15 protein-coding genes are annotated in these 16,902 nt (G+C 69.0%); 2 read left to right on the plus strand and 13 right to left on the minus strand.

The genetic code is table 11. The annotated features are described in order from the left end of the window. Nucleotides 1-37: 37 nt before the first annotated feature. Genes I4J89_RS39390 through I4J89_RS39425 form a run of 8 tightly spaced genes read right to left on the minus strand, consistent with a single transcriptional unit; the run spans nucleotide 38 to nucleotide 9,128 of the window. On the minus strand, nucleotides 38-331 hold the full coding sequence (locus I4J89_RS39390; protein WP_196419307.1) for a hypothetical protein: 294 nt from the start codon (nucleotides 329-331) through the stop codon (nucleotides 38-40). Continuing rightward, the gene (locus I4J89_RS39395; protein ID WP_196419308.1) at nucleotides 328-954 is read right to left on the minus strand and encodes a hypothetical protein; all 627 of its coding nucleotides are present in this window, start codon (nucleotides 952-954) and stop codon (nucleotides 328-330) included. Before I4J89_RS39395 ends, I4J89_RS39390 begins: the two co-directional genes overlap by 4 nt. Further along, nucleotides 951-2,810 (minus strand): type IV secretory system conjugative DNA transfer family protein, encoded by a 1,860-nt coding sequence (locus tag I4J89_RS39400; RefSeq protein WP_230860389.1) that lies wholly within the window; start codon nucleotides 2,808-2,810, stop codon nucleotides 951-953. Before I4J89_RS39400 ends, I4J89_RS39395 begins: the two co-directional genes overlap by 4 nt. After that, nucleotides 2,807-4,381: a putative type IV secretion/conjugal transfer ATPase gene (locus tag I4J89_RS39405; protein WP_230860390.1), complete on the minus strand. Its 1,575-nt coding sequence runs from the start codon at nucleotides 4,379-4,381 to the stop codon at nucleotides 2,807-2,809. The genes I4J89_RS39400 and I4J89_RS39405 overlap by 4 nt, the downstream gene beginning before the upstream one ends. After that, the gene (locus I4J89_RS39410) at nucleotides 4,378-5,892 is read right to left on the minus strand and encodes an SCO6880 family protein (RefSeq protein ID WP_196419309.1); all 1,515 of its coding nucleotides are present in this window, start codon (nucleotides 5,890-5,892) and stop codon (nucleotides 4,378-4,380) included. The genes I4J89_RS39405 and I4J89_RS39410 overlap by 4 nt, the downstream gene beginning before the upstream one ends. A gap of 28 nt (nucleotides 5,893-5,920) precedes the next feature. Continuing rightward, the gene (locus I4J89_RS39415) at nucleotides 5,921-7,999 is read right to left on the minus strand and encodes a hypothetical protein (RefSeq protein ID WP_196419310.1); all 2,079 of its coding nucleotides are present in this window, start codon (nucleotides 7,997-7,999) and stop codon (nucleotides 5,921-5,923) included. Next, nucleotides 7,999-8,361 carry a hypothetical protein gene (locus I4J89_RS39420; protein ID WP_196419398.1) on the minus strand — a complete coding sequence of 121 codons (363 nt, stop codon included), beginning with the start codon at nucleotides 8,359-8,361 and terminating at the stop codon, nucleotides 7,999-8,001. Before I4J89_RS39420 ends, I4J89_RS39415 begins: the two co-directional genes overlap by 1 nt. Then, nucleotides 8,361-9,128 carry a MinD/ParA family ATP-binding protein gene (locus tag I4J89_RS39425; RefSeq protein WP_196419311.1) on the minus strand — a complete coding sequence of 256 codons (768 nt, stop codon included), beginning with the start codon at nucleotides 9,126-9,128 and terminating at the stop codon, nucleotides 8,361-8,363. The genes I4J89_RS39420 and I4J89_RS39425 overlap by 1 nt, the downstream gene beginning before the upstream one ends. 957 nt (nucleotides 9,129-10,085) lie before the next feature. On the opposite strand from I4J89_RS39425, the gene I4J89_RS39430 reads away from it, so the two are divergent. Continuing rightward, complete coding sequence (locus I4J89_RS39430) at nucleotides 10,086-10,583, plus strand: hypothetical protein (protein ID WP_196419312.1); 498 nt, start codon at nucleotides 10,086-10,088, stop codon at nucleotides 10,581-10,583. Between the two features lie 38 nt (nucleotides 10,584-10,621). Here I4J89_RS39430 and I4J89_RS50360 read toward each other — a convergent pair whose 3' ends face one another. Beyond that, nucleotides 10,622-10,783 (minus strand): asparagine synthase-related protein, encoded by a 162-nt coding sequence (locus I4J89_RS50360; RefSeq protein WP_230860391.1) that lies wholly within the window; start codon nucleotides 10,781-10,783, stop codon nucleotides 10,622-10,624. Nucleotides 10,784-10,873: 90 nt separating this feature from the next. On the opposite strand from I4J89_RS50360, the gene I4J89_RS50365 reads away from it, so the two are divergent. Continuing rightward, entirely contained in the window at nucleotides 10,874-11,221 is a 348-nt protein-coding gene (locus I4J89_RS50365) for a hypothetical protein (protein WP_230860392.1), read from the plus strand. A gap of 451 nt (nucleotides 11,222-11,672) precedes the next feature. Here I4J89_RS50365 and I4J89_RS39440 read toward each other — a convergent pair whose 3' ends face one another. The 4 genes from I4J89_RS39440 to I4J89_RS39455 all read right to left on the minus strand — a co-directional run bounded on the left by I4J89_RS39440 (nucleotide 11,673) and on the right by I4J89_RS39455 (nucleotide 16,899). Continuing rightward, entirely contained in the window at nucleotides 11,673-12,197 is a 525-nt protein-coding gene (locus tag I4J89_RS39440) for a hypothetical protein (RefSeq protein WP_196419314.1), read from the minus strand. 358 nt (nucleotides 12,198-12,555) lie between these two features. Beyond that, complete coding sequence (locus I4J89_RS39445) at nucleotides 12,556-13,749, minus strand: histidine decarboxylase (RefSeq protein ID WP_196419315.1); 1,194 nt, start codon at nucleotides 13,747-13,749, stop codon at nucleotides 12,556-12,558. Further along, nucleotides 13,746-15,017 carry a cytochrome P450 gene (locus I4J89_RS39450; protein ID WP_196419316.1) on the minus strand — a complete coding sequence of 424 codons (1,272 nt, stop codon included), beginning with the start codon at nucleotides 15,015-15,017 and terminating at the stop codon, nucleotides 13,746-13,748. The genes I4J89_RS39445 and I4J89_RS39450 overlap by 4 nt, the downstream gene beginning before the upstream one ends. Before the next feature lie 94 nt (nucleotides 15,018-15,111). Further along, a complete protein-coding gene (locus I4J89_RS39455; RefSeq protein WP_196419317.1) occupies nucleotides 15,112-16,899 on the minus strand; it encodes an asparagine synthetase B family protein in 1,788 nt (595 codons plus the stop codon). Nucleotides 16,900-16,902: the final 3 nt, after the last annotated feature.

The raw sequence follows: 16,902 nt of genomic DNA on the forward strand, positions 1-16,902 counted from the left end.
GTCGACCGGGATACGGTCTGAGTCGTCGACGGCGCCATCAGGACTCCATCTGCGGATCGTCGTAGTCGTCGTAGTCCGGCGCGCCGTCAAGAAGATCCTCCGAGTCGTAAATCCTCGCTTCCTCGATCTCGTCCAGCGCCGCTCGCTCCGCCTCAACCATGAGGGCCAGACGCCTCATCTCATCGGACTCGGAAGCGGTATCCGGATCGAGGTCGGGCTCGTCGTCGGTGATGCGCTGGTATAGCCCTTTGATGTCGTCGAGGATCATCCGCAGGTTCGCGAGGAATTGGGCCCAGTCGTATTCCGACGTGATCGGCGCAGGCTGTGTCATGACGGGCTCCCAGTCTGCTGTTCAGCCGCGGCTACCGGCTGCGGCCGACTGGCGAGGTCGGCGTAGGCGGCTTCGGTCGCGGTCTCGACCCAGTCGGCGGGCCAGCGCAGGTCGAGGTTGTGGTCGGTGTGTTCGCCGTTGCGGCAGCGGGTGTAGTCGTCCCAGTCGCGCAAGCGGACCCTGGCGCGGGCGAGGCGCTCGTGCCAGATCAGCGGCTCGTCGCCGCGGGCGGCGTCGTCGTAGGCGGTGTGCCAGCCAGCCGCGAGTGCGGTCAACTCTTCGATCAGTGGCCCGTGCCGGTACCAGCAGGCGGGGATCTCCTCGGCCAGCTCGTAACGATCGACGAGCCAGCCGACCCAGTCGATCAGCCACGCCCACACCTGGGCTGCGGCGTCGCGGTCCAGGTCCGACCAGCGCAGCGGCCACGGCATCCCATCCGGTGCCTTGCGCGGCCCGCCGCCGGGATCTGCGGTGAGGCGGGCGGCGACGGTGTCGCGCAGGTCGAGATGCTGCCGGTGCAGGGCGTCGACGGCGGAGGCGAGCTGCTGCAGGCCGGCGCCGATTTCCGCGATCGCCACCATGTCCGGTGGCGCGCCGTCCGGAAGTTCGAAACTGACGCTCATCGGGCGCCCTCCGCGAGCATGCGGCGAAACGCATCGCGGCCGGCTTCAAGCTCGCCGGCGTCGGGCCGTTCCCACCAAGCCGGAATCGCCAATTCGACCGGGGGCAGGTTGCGCACCAGCGCGAGGGCTCGGCCTTCGGGCAGAGTGCGCAGATCCGCCAGGTCGATGAGGTGTTCGCGGCGGGCGGAGGTGTTGACGCTGGCTCGGCCACTGCCCCAGGAGGCGCCGGAGGAGATGTCGATGACCTGCCCGGCGAGCGATTGCGCGTCGCGCAGGCCGTTGACGTCCGTGGAGCCGCCGATCAGCAGCCGCGCGTTGGCGGAGTCGGCGATGGCCTGGCCGCCCTTGTCGCCCCACCGTTCCCTCAGCTGGTGCAAGTTCTGCGCGAACACGCTGATGGCGATGCCGGACCCGCCGCCCTCGTTCACGAGGCTCGGCAACGACGGCAACGGCGCGATGTTGGCGATCTCGTCGCCAATGAAGTACAGCGTCGGCTCGATGCGGCCGCCGAGCGAGGTCAGCGCGATCCTCTTGGCCTGGTACAGGATGTCTTCGCTGACTGCGGCCAGCAGCGGCGCGATCAGGGCTTGAGCGTCGCGGGTGCCGACCAGGTACAGCGTGCCGGATTCGTTGAGCCACTCGACCGGCTTGAACTGGGTGCCACGCGGCGGCGAACACGCCGCAAGCACGCGAGGGTCGTTGAAGGCGTCCAACGCACCGCTGACGACGGATTGAATGGTGTCGCGGGCCCGGCCGGTGGTCTCGCGGTGCCGGGCGAGCCGGTCAGCCCAGGAGTGCACGCCGTGGTGACGCAGAATCCTTTCCGGCCTTGAGTTGCTGGGGTTTTGCGACCAGGCCAGCACATCGACCATGGTGGCCTGATCGTCCAAGGCCGCCGCATGCAGCAAACCTCGCAAGATCGTTGCAGCCTGGTCTCTGAACCAGCGGCCGTTCTCCACGCTTTCGTCACCGATTCCGCTGCCACTGGCAAAACCCTGGGCGCGCAGCATCGCCACAATCTGATCCTGAGCACCCTCGATCGGCGACCACCGCAGGCGCGGAACACCCGGGACCTCCGCTTGGGGCTCAAAAATGTAGGTAGGGCCCTTGTCCGACCGGCGCTGGTAGGTGACTTCGGCGACGTCGAGCCTGGTGGACGTGGTCAGCACCGCCCCGCGCGCGTCGGCGACAGCGGGGATGACCAGTCTCGTGGTCTTGTTGCCGACCCGCGGCACCGCGGCGGCCAGCAGCGTGTACTCGTTGGCCAGGTACAGCGGCTGCCCGGCAACAACGTCGTTGCCGAGGAAGCGGGCCACCTCGAGCGGATCGTTGCGGCGTTGCTCTTTAGCGGCCCGGGTAGCGTCGTCGTCGGCGGCGAGGACGGTCAGGCCGGGCCGGACCACGTCGACGCGCGCGCACACCGCTCGGGCGCTCAGAGTCTTGGCCAGTTCGCTGCGGCGCGCGAACCCGGCGCGGCGGGCCCGCGGCCTGGCGATCCTGGCCAGGCTGAAAAAGATCGCGAACAGCATGCTGGGAAACAGCAGCGCCCACAGCGGGTAGAGCAGCCATGCCGGCGCCACCGCGGCGCGTGCGGCTTCGGGCCAAGCCTCTGCGGGGTCGCCGAGGTGGGCGACGATCCGGAAGGCAACGCCTGCGGTGTCGGCCGGGCCGGAGTCTGGCCACTGCTGGTAGCGCAGCACGCCGCCGAGCTGGCCGGCGAGCCACAACGACAGCATGCCCGTGCTGGTGACGATGATCGCCACCACGAGCAGGACGACCCTGATGTAGATGTCTTCGCGCAGGTGCCCTTGCTGGGGCGGCCGGTGCCCGGGCGCGGAGATCGGCGCTCTGCTCATCGGTCGGCTCCTGCTGCGGAGGCGACCGCCTCCAGGCGCTCGTCGTATTCCTGCGGGGTCAAGGAGTCGCCGGTTTCGGTGGCTTCCATCTGGCTGTCGGTGTGCACCATCGCCGTCTCCGTGGTGGACAGTTGGTGTTTCACCACGTACGACCGGGTGCCGATCTTCCACAAGGCGACGCCTTGCGGCAGGTAGCGCAGCAGGTCGGTCTCCACGTCCGAGGTGCCCAAAAACTCGCGCGCTTGCTCCAGGCTGCCGGTGGCCTGCCGGTAGGAGATCCGCACGCCGGAGTCCTCGATCAGGCCGCGGGCGATGCGGACCTGCTCGCTGTCAGCCGACCCGGACGCCGCCAAGTCCGAGAAACGATGGAACGCCAAAACGTTCGCGATCCCATATGCCCGAGCCAGCTTCAGCTGCTCGCGCATCCGCCGGATCAGCGGCAGATGGCGGGCGATCAGCGCGAACTCGTCATAGAAACACACCCGCGCCCCGGCGTCGGGCGCCGACAGCGCTGCTTCCAGCCAGGATTGGGCGCAGGTCATCGCCATCGCGGTCATCGCGTCGGACGCGCGGATGGCGCGCAGGTCCAGGATCGCGCCGGGCTGCGCGAAGTCCAGGCGTGCGTTCGACTCGGCCGGGCCGTCGAAGACCCCGCCGAGGGCGCCCTCGATCAGCCTCGCCAGGGCCAGCCGCACCCGCCGCGAGTCGCTGATGAACGTGTCGAGGGGGTAGTGCAGCTGGTCGAGCCGGTGTTGCCACAGCTCGGGTGTGCCAGCTGCGGCGAGCACCGTGCTCAGCGTCGGGGTCGCGATCCGGCTGGCGGTGGCGTCGCTGTCGCGGGTGACCGCGTCGACCGCGTACTCGACCAGCGATCGTTCGGCTTCTAGTAGCGGTCCGCCGAGCTGGATTTCCAGCAGCCCTTCGAGCAGCAGCAGCCGGCGGGTGCGTTGCGATTGCAGCCACTGCTGTTCGGTCTGCTGTGGGTGCCGGTGGATCCCGGACAGCGGGTTCATGACCACGCCGAGGCCGGGGCCGATGCGGACCGGGGCGATGCCGGCCAGCGCCGCGAGTTGTTCGTACTCGCCTTTGACGTCGCAGATGTAGGCGCGGGTGCCGAACGGGATACCGCGGAACGCCAGACATTTGAGCAGGCTGCTTTTGGCGGTGCCGATCTCGCCGGTGACGACGAGATTGGGTGCGGTGACCGCCTTCGCCCGGTATAGCTCATGCAGGCTGAAGGTGAACGCCGAGCGGGAGTAGACCTCCATGCCGATCAGCGGGCCGTCAACTGGCAGCCCTGGATCGGTCACGAACGGATACACACTGCACAGCTGCGCCGAGGTGGTGACCAGAGGCGGCAGCCGTAGCCGCCAGAACACCCGTCCGGCTGCGCGGCCTGGCTGACCACGCCAGCCCGCTGCCGCAGGATCCAGCAGCCGCGCGGTTTCCCGGGCCACCGCACGCTGCTCGCGGCGCAGCGCCGCCTCGGCACGGGCAAGGTCCCGGGCTTCGGCGACCTGCGTGATCCGATCGGCGAGAGACCCTTCGCGGCGCAACCGGCGGCCGCTCATGCGGCCCACCCCCGCATCGGCTTGAGACCGCGCGCGAGCGGCAGTGCGCCGGCCAGGAACGCCTGGTCCTGCTCCCCCGCCAAGCTGATCGCCTCGCAGCCGGACCGCGACAAGATCCGCTTGACCGCGCGCACGTCCCGCTCGAGTGCCTTCTCGCTGCTGGCGGTGACGGTGACCAGCAGCGCGTATCGGTAGCGGACGTGGCCGCGTGCCTGCTCGGCGTCGATCTGCTCGACCGCTTCAGCCTCTTTGCGTTCGGCGGCGCTCTGCACCAGCCGTAGCCGGCGTTTGGTTGCCTCGTCGCCGGCGCGGGCAACCTTGTCTCGCCGGGTCGCCAGCGCCGCCAGCCGCGTCGGCACGGGCTGGGCGACCAGGGTGACGGTGCGACGGCAGGTGGTGCGCATATACAGAGGTGTCAGCCACGTCGGCGGTACCTGCTGGCGCGGCATCTGCGCCACCCACAAGGTGCGACTGAAGCCGGAGTCGTGCTGGTAGGTGTGCCAGCCAACGGTGCGGGCAGCTGCCGGGCCGGCCAGCCACGGCGCCACCCCCGCCGGTGTGCGCTGGTCCCCGGCAGGAGTGCTGCCGCGCAGGTCCACGACTTCCTGATCGTCCGGGTCGAACTGCGTGCGGATGACGGCCGCGTACGCGCGCGGGGACAACCAGCCGCCGGTGGTTACGCCGGCCTCGGTGACGGCTGCCTCGATACCGGAGAGCCGATCCAGGATCACCGTGGCGATCGCCGTGTCGGTGCCGCCCGCGTCCGCGATCTCTGCCGACAGCCTGGCGACGTCGAAGACAACGGCAAGGTAGATCTCGTGGCGTTGCGCGGCTGGGGCCGCCGCCGCAGTCAGCTGGGCCAGCGACTGGTACGCGGCCGAGTCCGTGTCCACAGCCCTGTGGATGAGGAACCGCTGCGCCCGGTTACCGGAGTCCGGGACCGCCCGCGCGGTGACCGACCAGCGCATCAGTCCCGCATCGGCGTACTCCGATCCCAGGATGTTGAGGACCTGCGCCCAGTCGGTCAGCCGCTGGACCTGCACATCACGGTCGGCCAGGATCAGGTTGGTGCCGAAGCACAGCAGTGCCGCGGTGACGGTCTTCTCGTTGCGGTGGTGCAGCAGGCCGATCTCGGTGGTGCCGTCGGCGGCGACTGCGGGCAGCCACCGGTAGGCGGCGGCCGTGCCGGGTAGGTCCAGGTGTTCGCCGACGGCGCTGGCCCCGTACGGGCCACCGCGGTACTGGTGCTGGCGTGTGCGCCGCTGCAGCAGCGCGGCAATGACAACCGGCGCCCATTCGGTGATCCGCCGGCCTTTGATGCGCAACAGACCAAACGTGATCAGCAGCGCGGCCGACACGAACAGGGTGATGGCGGCTGCCCGGTTGACGGCGAGCAGGTTCAGTCCGGTGACCGCCGCGATGATCCCGGCGACCACCATGCCGATTTGAGACCACGTGAAACCCAGCACCGCGCCGCGAGTCGAGCGGGCCGGGAATGAAAATTTCGTCATCTGCTCCCCCAGTGCACAGCGGGACGGTTCATTCGCTGGTTCCGGCGGCCGCGCCCCGCGACCGGCCTGCTGTCGCCGCCCCGGCTCCGGACACGCCGGAGGACGAGGAGGTCGTCTCATCGCCGGCTGTCCCGGCCCCGGCGGCAGCGCTGCGGCCGTCGTCGGCGGGAACGCCGGTCTGCTCCGGCCCGCTCGGGTCGCCGTTGTCAGCCGTGCCGCCGAAAGTCGCCCCGGATGCGTCGCCGCCCGCCGCACCTTGTCCGGTGCCCAGCACGCCCTCGTCGTTGCCGGTGCTGTCACCGGGCGGATCCGACTGGCCGCTGGACCCGGCGTTCTGAGCGCTGCCGGTTTCTTCGCTGCTCCGCCCGGCCTGCTCGTCACCGCTGCCGGCGGAGGCCTGCCCGGACGGGCCTTGCTCGCCCGGCGTGCTGGCCGCGGGCTGGCCGACCGGATCGCCGCCCTGCCCGGTCCCGGCGGCCTGCGCCGCTCCCTGACCCGGTCCGGCGCCGAAGCCGGCCATCTGCTCGAGCGGACCGGCCGGACTGGTCGGGATCGCGGCCGCACCGGCTTCCATCAACGGGACAGCGCCGCCCGCCACGGCGCCGGCGCCTTCCCGGAATCCGCCGACGACGTCGGCGGCGAACTGCAGCGGCGCGCCGAGCGTCGCCGACAGGATCCCGTGGGCGTTGACGTCGGACAGGTAGCCGTCCCAGATGCTCGTCAGCCGCAGCAGGATGAATGGGGCGGCCACCATCAGCCAGATCATCAGCGTCGACTGCATGACCGTGGTCAGGTCATCCGAGCCGTACGCCGACTGGCCGGCATAGATCCAGATCTGGGCGATGAAGAACTTGCTGCCCCCGAGGGCATTGACCGTCCAGAACCAGCGGCGGCCCCAATGCTGGGTCTCCGACATCGCCTGCCCGGCCATGGCGACCGCACCGAACAGGGCCGCAAGCGTCGTCAGCATCCCGCGGAACACCATCATGATGAACAGCAGCACCAGGCCGATGACGGCGAAGAGCCCGAAGAACGCCGCAAGCAGCAGCGTCCCGCCGCCGGTCGTCAAATTGGTGATGCCGGTGATCCACTGGGACGGTTCCCACGGCTTGCTCGCGTTGGCCGCCAGCACCGCGATCGTGGCCTGGTCCCACGCGAGCACGATGGTGTAGGCGAGGCCGCCGGCGAACAGGATGCCGACCACTGCCCGCAGCAGCCCTCCGAGGGTCGCCATGGGGCTGGGCCCGCTACCGAATCGCAGACCGTTGGCGATCGTCGAAATGAGGAAGAAGACGAGCACCAACGCGATCATGGCGCCGGCCGTGGAGTTGTAGACGTTGTAGAACGCCTGGTCCGGGCTGGCGATGGACGTTTCGGTGAACACCAGCGCGGCGAGCCGGCTGAGCAGGTACACCTCGGCCTGCACGATGATGTCGACCAGACCTTGGATGCCGGTGCTGACGCCTGCACTCAACGCCTCTTCGGCGCCGCGTTGTACTTCGCAGTTGAGGTTTCCCAGCGGACAGTCCGGCCTCTTCGGATCCGGGTCGTACGCTGCCGCCGCCCAGGCCGCCTTCTCCTCGGAGCAGCGGGTTTGCTTGGCCCGCCACTCATCGCGCAGGCCAGGAGCGCTGAGGTCGTCGGCGCGTGCGCCGAACAGCGAGCAGTTGATCTGCCCGGCCAGACCGCTGCCGTCCGTGGGGCCGTCCATCAGCACGGACGCCGTCCCGACCGCGGGCGGTGAGTCCAGACTCAGGGAGGCGGCTGCGCACGACGTGCGCTGGTCGTCAGTGGTGGCCTTGCTGCAGTCCGTGACCCAGTGTGATGGGCTGCCCGCCGGTGGCGTCTCCACCCGCATCGCCCACGGCATGCACCAGGCGACCGCGCCGGGCGCGTTCCGTGCGCATACTTCCTCGGCTGGCGGCGGCTGCGGTGCGGCGTTGCCGGTGCCGGCGGCGCTCACCACGAACGCGAGAGATCCGAACAGAAGCAGAAGGAGTCGGATCAGGTGCCGGCGGTACTGCCTGGCACGCCGGTATGAGACCGGCGAGGCGGGCCGCGACGGAGCCAGGCCGGCGGCCAGGCGTTCGACAGTCGCCGGTGCCATCACTGCTGCAGCAACCAGCCGACGATCGCGACCGGCGAGCCGATGATCACCGCAACGAGACCGGCTCTCCACATCATCGACTTCCCGCGATCGGAGATGATGCTCGCGCCAAAAATAGGCCCGACCCCGAACGCGATCGCGCCGGCGGCCAGGCCGGACAGAGCCGCGATGATGCCGAGATACAGCAGCCCGTTGACGAGCGTGTAGAACATCCCGGACTTCGGCAGCGCCTCCGGGTCCGGCCTGATCTGCGTCCAGTCGAAACCTGTGGCGGTCGGCGTCGGAGTCGGATCTGCCGGCGCCCGAAGAACGGCCGTGTGCACGCGGGCTGCCACGTCGGAGAAGGTTGCCGCGACAGGCATCACACACGCTCCTCGGTCGTGGGACGCAGCGCCGGCCGCTCGGCGGCGCACCGCTGCAACACCGCGTCGGCGACGAGCACCAGCGCGCTACGGGTACGCCGGCGCAGCCGCCGCGGGTCGACCGGCTCCGGCCTGGCCAGGTACGGGTCGTACGGAACGGTGTGCACCGCCCCCGCGACGCCGTCGGCCTGCCGGACCACCGCGCGCACCTGCCGCGGCACTGACGGCGCGGTGGCCATCACCACCAGCACGCAATCACGGGCGACCCGCGCGTACCCGGCCGCCGCCATATGGGTGAGCAGGCGCAGGGTGTGCCGCAGGCTGTCCGCGGTGGCGCGGGCCACCAGCACCGGGGCGGTAGCGGCGGCGAGCGTCCGCCACACCCCTGTGGTCAGCGCCGAGGGCAAATCCCCTACCGTCAGGGGAAAGAGGTTACGGACGCGCTCGGCGACCGCTGCTGCCTCGTCGTCTCGTGGCGGCCGCCGTTCTAGGCCTTCGGTTTCGCCGACCAGGGCGAGCAAGCCTGTCGGGCCCAGCTGGACCCAGCGTTCGATATCGGATCGCTTGGTCACCGCGCTCAGGTCACGGACGACGTCCCACACCGTGCTGGCGTTCTGACGGCCCACCCGCGCACCGAGCCCGCCCCACGGCGCCGGGACCATATCGATCGCGATGACCGGTTCGGGTACCGCCAGCGCGACGAGCCCGCCCAGCGCGGCGACGAGTGTGGACCGGCCCACCCCGCCATCGGCTGACGACACCGTCACCAACGCGCCTGGCCGCAGAGCCGCAGCGTGCAACCACGCCCGCTCGGCAACATCTGCTGGACCGAACTCGTTCGGAACCGGCCGAGGTTCATGGATGACCACGCGCCCTGTCGGCGCCGGGAACGACTCGGTTCTCGGCTTGAGCGGCGCGAAGGCGGGCGGCGCGGCAAGCGGCTGCCCCGGATCGGTCAATCGGGCTGGCTCTGCCGACACGGATGCAGCCGCTGCTAAACGCCGGTCACGGATCACAAAGCGTGCAGGTTCGGACGACGGCATGCTTCCCCCGAATGGTCGACGACCGCAGTTGGCTGGCCGGCGGCAACCGGATGGGGTCGATCCCCGCCGACCAGCTCCTGACACGGCCCGCTTTCAGCACGGCCGGTGATCATCAACTCGGGCGTTTCCGGTGCGGCTGCGCACCCCTCCGACGCAGCTGCCTGGCCCCTCCAGCGCACCCACGAACGACCGGTCCTCACCCACAATGAGCGTCGATCACATGATCGACGATGCCGCTCATGACCAGCTGCCGATAGTTGTCTGCGGTTGTCTTCGGCTGTCCGGCTTCTGCTGAGCAAGCCCTTGGCCTGCCACTTCAGGCCAGCTCGCCGGCTGGTCACCTAGCGAATCAGTTCGGATCGCCCGATTCCTGGTCCTTACACCGAGCCGGAAGTCGCGCCTTGAAGCGACGGGCGGCGCACCTGAAAACGAGGCTTGCCACCAACCGACCCGCACGGCCGACACGACACCCTGGGTGAAAGGCCACGGGGGTGCGCAGCCTGATCAGCCACCCCCGACCGCAGGACGGCAACGTAGCGTTCGGCGCCGCTCACACCTGATCCCCCCCGGCATTCAGTCCCCACGCCGCCGAGCGCACGATGGGCACCAATCCGCGCCCGAACGAACACAGCGCGGAAACGGCAGTTACGCCGCCGCAGCTCCCGTATAGATTGAGTCTTCATGACCGATGAGTACCCGCATGAGGTGCCAGACGAGGCCATCGAGGCCGCTGTGCGGGCGATTGAGGCAGCCTACGGCCGCGGGCCCGGCGATGAACTCGATTTCGAGATCATGTTGCTTTCTCAGTTCAGCCTTGTTGGCCGAGCCGAAATCACGCGCGCTTTCCTCCTTCTCATCGGCGTTGCCTTCAAGGCGCTGGGATTCCCTCACGAGGACCCTGCACTACGGCACCGGGTGATCGGTGCAGCGCTCGGCCAGTTGGAGCAGCACAGCGAAGGGGTGCAGGCCAATATGCTCCCCACCGTGGCGGCCGCGCATACGGCCGCGGCTCTCGACCAAGATGTTTGCCAGTGGAGGGAATCGCTGGGCCCGATCACGGAGTCAGAGGTGACCACCTGGGCATTCGCCTGCTTCGCGATCGTCGGCTTCGTGGACGATCTACAAGGGGCCGGCACATTCGGGGACATAATGTCCACAATCTTGAAGGACGACGATTAGTCGCCCGGTCCCATACGATGGGCCCCCGATCCTCGCGATCATTGTCCGCGGCGCCAGTCCGCGAACGGGGTGTGCAGGGTGAGCCCGGCTGCAGCAGAAAGCTGGTCGAGCTGGACCAGCAGCTGCGGGAGGTAGTGGGTCAGCGCCAGGTACGCCATGAGCAGGCGGCGGCCGGTGATGACGTCCTCCCCGCCAGGCAACGATGTCCCACACAGTGCCAGCGTTTGCCGACCTACCCGCGCAACGTCGCCGCAGCCCGGACCCGAGCAATCGCCGCGAGCCTCGACACGGTGACCGTCGCTGAGGCCGACGCCGGCGACCTAACCTCCTACAGGCACATAGTGCCCGCCGACCTGGTCGTCATGGCCGGTGTCCTGGGCAACATCAGCGACACCGATGCCCACACCACCATTCGCACGCTGCCGCAGCTCCGTGCCCCCGCAGCCACAGTGATCTGGACCAGGACACGACGAGCGCCTGACCTGACACCCTCTGTCCGGAGGTGGCTGACCGACGCAGGATTCTCCGAACAGGCTTTCACCGCACCCGACGACGTGCTGTTCTCTGTCGACGATCACCGCTTCACGGGAACCCCGCGGCCGCTGCAGAACGGCAAGATCTTCCAGTTCATCGCATGACGGACAAACCTACGACTTGACGGTTTCAGACGTCGGAGGTCTTGAGCCACTCCCGGGCGGTAGCCGGTGGGCGCATGCCAGATGAGAGTCACACCCGCGGACCTGAGTGGACAGCCGCAAAGGAAGGGATCCCACCGGCTACCTCGAAACAGCGTGGCCGGGCCAGGTCGTAGATCCAAGTAAAGAAGTAGCCGCAATCCGGGCTGAGTGCCGTGCGCAGCTCCCGTGGACCGGACCTCAGTTGCGACTCGGAGATGCATCAATCGCGGGCCAGGCCCCAGGAGCGGATATGGACGATCTCACGACTCGTGCCGCGCACCGGCCGCGCCTTCATGACCTCCGGAACTTAGCCAACACCAGCGTGCGACGGTGCCGATGAGAGTTGCCCTCTAGGGTCGCGGGCCATAGTCACGGTTCCGGCCCTAGAGGCTCAAAATCTCTAGTTGACAAACTAGCCCGCCGGAGGAGTGACGAAAGCGGTGCACCTCCCCGCGAACGGGTCACACAGCCGCCACTTGGAAACAGCAAAGCCTCGGTCGTCGTAATCCTTGTATCCGCCATCAGTTGTTCCGTTGTTCTTAACACCTTTGTATCTGATGGTTGCCCCAGTGTCTTTAACGATGACGTCAATCCAGGGAACCTCATCCTGATTATTCTCGTTGTAGATCCTGATACTCCAGTTGTTGTTATAGCGGTTCGGGAGGAACCATCCTTCCGAGTCGCCGGCGTAGTATGTGGGGTTGATGTACTGGTAGCCGATGTAGCAGTGATTGCGGGCACTGTTGCATGTGGCTACCGGTCCTGCAGGTGCCGCTTGAGCAGGCACTGTGGTCAGCGCCAAGGTTGAGATTGTCGCAGCGAATGCGGCGGCAATGCCGCCAGCCCAGCGTAGGTGCAGCGCAGCGGCCCACCGTGCCTTTACCTGCTTCATGATCGATCCTTCCTGCTCTTCCGAGGTGCGGACATCGAGGACCATGACATGGCTTGTGGGCCGAAACCTTAACGGCCTGCTCGCCACCGCCGGCGACGACAACACCGACGACGACAGCTGAGCGACAGGAAGAAGACCCGCCGACCAAGACCTTCAAGCCCGGCCGGATCGCCACGCGACCACGCTGCGCCAGTTCTTCGCCCCGATGGGAGGGTTTGGCGCGGCCCACTACGTGACCGGTGGTAGGCCCGTCTCGCTGGTGGCCGTATGGACGAAGAGCGGAACGAGGCTCCAGATCCTTCGATCACGTCCACGGCCGCTTACCCGACCGGAGCTCCACCGCGAATGCCCGCACTCAATCCCCTGCTCCCTGATGCGCCATTTCAAGGGCAGGGCAGGACGCTCAATCCCGGAGAACTGTCGCAGAACGTTCGACGACGGAAGGCTGTGCACCGTCCAACAGCAGTGCTAAGTCACGGATCAAAGCGTCGATGTGACGGGTGGTGATCCCGGGCATGCAGATGAGGTGACTCCAGCCGTCGGTGGACGGCAGGTGCCAGCGTGCCCGTACCGTCTGGGGAGGTTCGCGCAGCATGACCGTGAAGGCTGCCGGGTTGCGCCAGTGCGGCCAACCGATCGCCTGCAGGCTGTGGCAGGCGTACGCGGCGAGGCTTCTGGCACGCTGCGCCCGGTCTAATAGTCCTGGTAGCCCGAGTACGTCGAGGGCGTGGGCGAGCATGACCGCACCTAGGCCGGTACGGGAGCCGGTGATCGAAGTGTCCGGTGCGCCGGTGTACCGGATCGTCGGCGGCAGGTCACCCAAGCCGCGGCCGTCGATCACTACCCCGCACACCAGTGGGGTGCCGAAGAATTTATGGCCACTGATGCTGATGCTGTCGGCGCCGTCGCCGAGGTCGAACGCGGGCCGGTCGGCGGTGACGGCCAGGGGCACGCCGGCCAGCGCGGCGTCGCTGTGCACGTACCGGTGGGTATTGCCGGCGGCGTCGAGTGCTTGGTGAATGCGTTGAACGTCGTCGACGGCCTCGGTCATGGTGGTGCCGATGGTCGCGGTCACGATTGCCGGCCTGCTGGGGAAGCGGGCCGCTTGCCGCTGTAGATCGGTGTAGTCGATCTCTCCGGTCGCCGCCGCGGCGACGGTGACGCTCGGCAGGCCGAGCAGGTGTTCAGCCTTGGGCACGCTGTAGTGGGCGGCGGCCGAGTGGTAGGCGACGGCGTTGGGTAGCCGGGTGCGGCCGCGCCAGAGGCCGTAGTGGTTGCCTTCGGTGCCGCCGCTGGTGAGGTACCCGGTCCAGCCGGCTGGGGCACGGAACAGCTGGGCGAAGAAGCTGAGGACGTCGCGTTCGATGCCTTTGGCGTGCAGCGGCCAGACGCCGTCGGTCCAGGGGTCGCCGAGGTTGTTGAGTAGCACACCGAGCAATGGGGCAAGGGGCCGATAGTCGATGTCGGTGGCGGCGGGGAACCCGAGGTTCGTGCGCGCGGCGGTGGTGAGCCGGCGCAGCAGCTCCTGGTAGCGGGGCGCCATCTCGGACGGCGGCATTGCGGTTGCTCGCCGCAGCATGGTGATATCCGTGGTCACTGAGGGCTCCTGGTGCGTGCGTCGTGGCCCTGCGGGCACCCTCCCGCGATGCCGGTGGCGGGCAGACTGATGTGGGTGCGGACGGCGACGTTCGGCCGGAACCGGCGCTGGTAGCCGCCGGCGAGGCGCAGGTGCGGCAGCCGTCGGGCGAGGGCGCGCAGCACGGTGGTGAGTTCGAGGCGGGCCAGGGCGGCGCCGATGCAGTAGTGCGGGCCGGCGCCGAAGGACAGGTGCTGTGACAGCCAGGCCCGGCCGGGGTCGAATCGGCCGGGGGTGGCGTAGACGCGGGGGTCGTGGTTGGCGGTGCCAATGAGCAGCAGGCAGCGGCTGCCGGCGGGGATGGTGACGCCGTCGAGGGTGACGTCGGTGGTGGTCAGCCGCAGCCAGCCGTCGATAACGGGGCTGTGCCGCAGGGACTCCTCGACGTGCGTGGCGAGGTAGTGCTCGTCGTCGGCGAGCCGAGCCCACCGGTGCGGGTCGGCCAGGGCGTGGTCCAGGGCGTGACCGAGCGCACCGGAGGTCGATCCCCAGCTGGCGACGATCAGGTTCAGCACCAGCGCGGCGAGCTCGTCGAGGGTCAGGCGGGCGTCGTCGCCGTCGCGGTGGCGCAGCAGCTCCCCGATCAGACCGTCGCCGCCGTCGGGTGTGGCAGCTCGCGCGATGACGCTGTCGCGACAGTAGCGCCAGAGCTGCACGAGCTCGATGGCGGCTTGCCGTTGCGCGAAAGCGCCGAAGTCACCCCAGACCAAGCTGGCAAACCCGTCCGCGGACCCGGGGAGGGCTTTGCCATCGGTGGGTAGGCCGAGGATGTCAACGATCACCAGCAACGGCAGCCGGGTGGCAACCACCCGCATCAGGTCAGCACTCTCGTGGCCGGCGAGCTGGTCGACGAGGCGGCTGGTGTGCTCGGCGATCAAGGCACCCCAAACCTGGTGGACCTGGACCGATGCCTGGGGAAACACGGCGCGCACGATGGCGCGGATGCGGGTGTGCTGAGCACCGTCGGCGCTCACCAGCACGTCGGGGGCGTCGAACCGAGACAGGATCGTGGCTGCCGCGTCGCTGGGCGGGCGCAGCGGCGCCAAGGTAGCGGCGTTGCTGAACCGCCGAGCGTCGGTCAAGGCGGCGCGCACGTTGTCGTGGCCGGCGATCAGCCACACGTCGAGGTCGGGATCGTAAAGGACCTGCCGACCCTCGAAGCCCAGGATCCTCTTCCACGTTTTGGCCGGGTCGCTGCAGTAGGTATCGCTGAACGGGTCGAGTCGCACGGTACGTGGTTCTCCTTCGCTTGCAGACGGCGCTGTTTGGCGGCGGCGGTCCGTGGGCGCGACGGCTTGCTGCGGACCGGCGGCCGGCAGGTTTTCAGGTGAGGGTGACGTCGTGCCGGTCGAACCAGGCGTTGACTTCGTTCAGGTAGGCGACGGTGGTGTGCCAGGCTCGGCGCGGCACGGTGGGGCCTTGCCGCATTACGTAGCGCACGCGGGTGCGGTGCAGCAGCCCGTACAACGGCGCCGCCGGATCCGAGCTGATCGCCAGGAGCCGTTCCCGTTGCGTCTGTTCCCACGCCGGCAGCAGGTGGGCTCCGGGGAACGGCCCGCTCGGCAGCCAGGTCGCCGCGGCTGGTAGAAGGTCGGCGACAGCGTGACGCAGCAGGCCGCTGGGAACGCCGAGCAGGTGCCGCAGCAGATGCGGGACGTTCCACAGGTACTGGGCGAGCAGCCAGTCCGCGAACGGGGTGTGCACGTTAAGTCCGGTTGCGGCAGCGAGCTGGTCCAGCCGCACTAGCAGCTGCGGAAGATAGTGGGTCAGCGCCAGGTGCCCCATGAGCCGGCGGCGGCCGGTGATGACGTCCTCCCCCCGAAGGGCCGGAACGTCTTCTTTGGCCTGCTCGAACCGCATCTTGAGGTAAGCGCCGGGAATCAGGTGCCAGCGGGCGTCGTCGGTGAGCAGGTCGCTCGCACAGAGCCCGGTCGGCCGCCACGGGAACTCGTCGTGGGCCAGGGCTTCGTGGTCGTGCAGCCACCGGTAGCCGCCGAACACCGCGTCGACGCCATCGCCGGACACGACGCTGGTGTGCCCATCGGCCGCGGTGCGCCGCAGCAGCGCGTACCGGGTCGCGTCGAGGTTGGCCGGGCCCGGGAAGTCCAGCGCGGTGCGGGCGGCGGCTGCCGCGTCCAGCAGGGTGTCCGCGCCGACCGCAACGATGGTCCAGTTCAGTGCCAGATGCCCGGCGACCTGCGCGGCGGCGACCACGTCCGCGCCGACACCAGGTGGCTGGCTGCCGGGGGTGGCCAGGGTCAGCGAGTAGGCGGCGGGCCGGTCGCCGTCCACCGGGAGTGGGGTGGTGAAGGCCGCGGCTGCGGCCGAGGCGATACCGCCGGACAGCAACACCGCCCCGGCCGGGCGTCGGCGCAGCGGCGCGGTCTTCTCGGCCACGGCCTGCCGCAGACTGTGTGTGGTCGCGTCGAGGTCCTGGCCGTGCTCGTCGGCCTGCAACTGCCAATATCGGTGCAGCCGCATCCCCGCAGGAGTGAACCGCAGCAGTTGGCCCGGCAGCAGCTGCCGGACGCCGGCGATCACGCCGTGGCCCGGTGTGCAAACGGGGCCGAGGGTGAGCAACTCGTTGAGGCCTTCGGCGTCGACGCGGGCGTCGACGCCGGGATGCGCGAGCAGGGTGGTGGCTCTGCTGGCGAACAGCATGCCGTCGGGGCAAGGTGTCCAGTAGAGGGTCTTCGCACCGAGCGGATCGCGGATGAGCAGCAACTGCCGGGCAAGGTTATCCCAGACCGCGATGGTGTAGGTGCCGTCGATCCGGTCGACCATCGCGGCGCCCCACTGCCGGTAGGCGTGCAACAGCACCTCGGCGTCGCTGCTCAACGGCCGGGCCCGCTGATACAGCTGTTCTTCGAGGCGTTCGCGGTTGGCCAGCGCGCCGTCGATGAGAAGCATCAGATCCGGGTCGCTGCGGTCGGGATGCCGCCAATCGGCGTATCCGGTCGCCCGGCCGCGGCGGGCAAGCGCGGCATGCCGACTCGCCTGGTCGAGCCGGTCCGAGCCGGCTGCGGGGCCGAGCGCGGCGGCGAGCGCCTGCAGGATGGCTCGTTCGCCGCGCAGGTCGCGGGCGGTGTCGATCCAGCCGGTGATACCCATGCC

It is taken from the genome of Actinoplanes aureus, assembly GCF_015704865.1.
Taxonomy (GTDB): domain Bacteria; phylum Actinomycetota; class Actinomycetes; order Mycobacteriales; family Micromonosporaceae; genus Actinoplanes; species Actinoplanes aureus.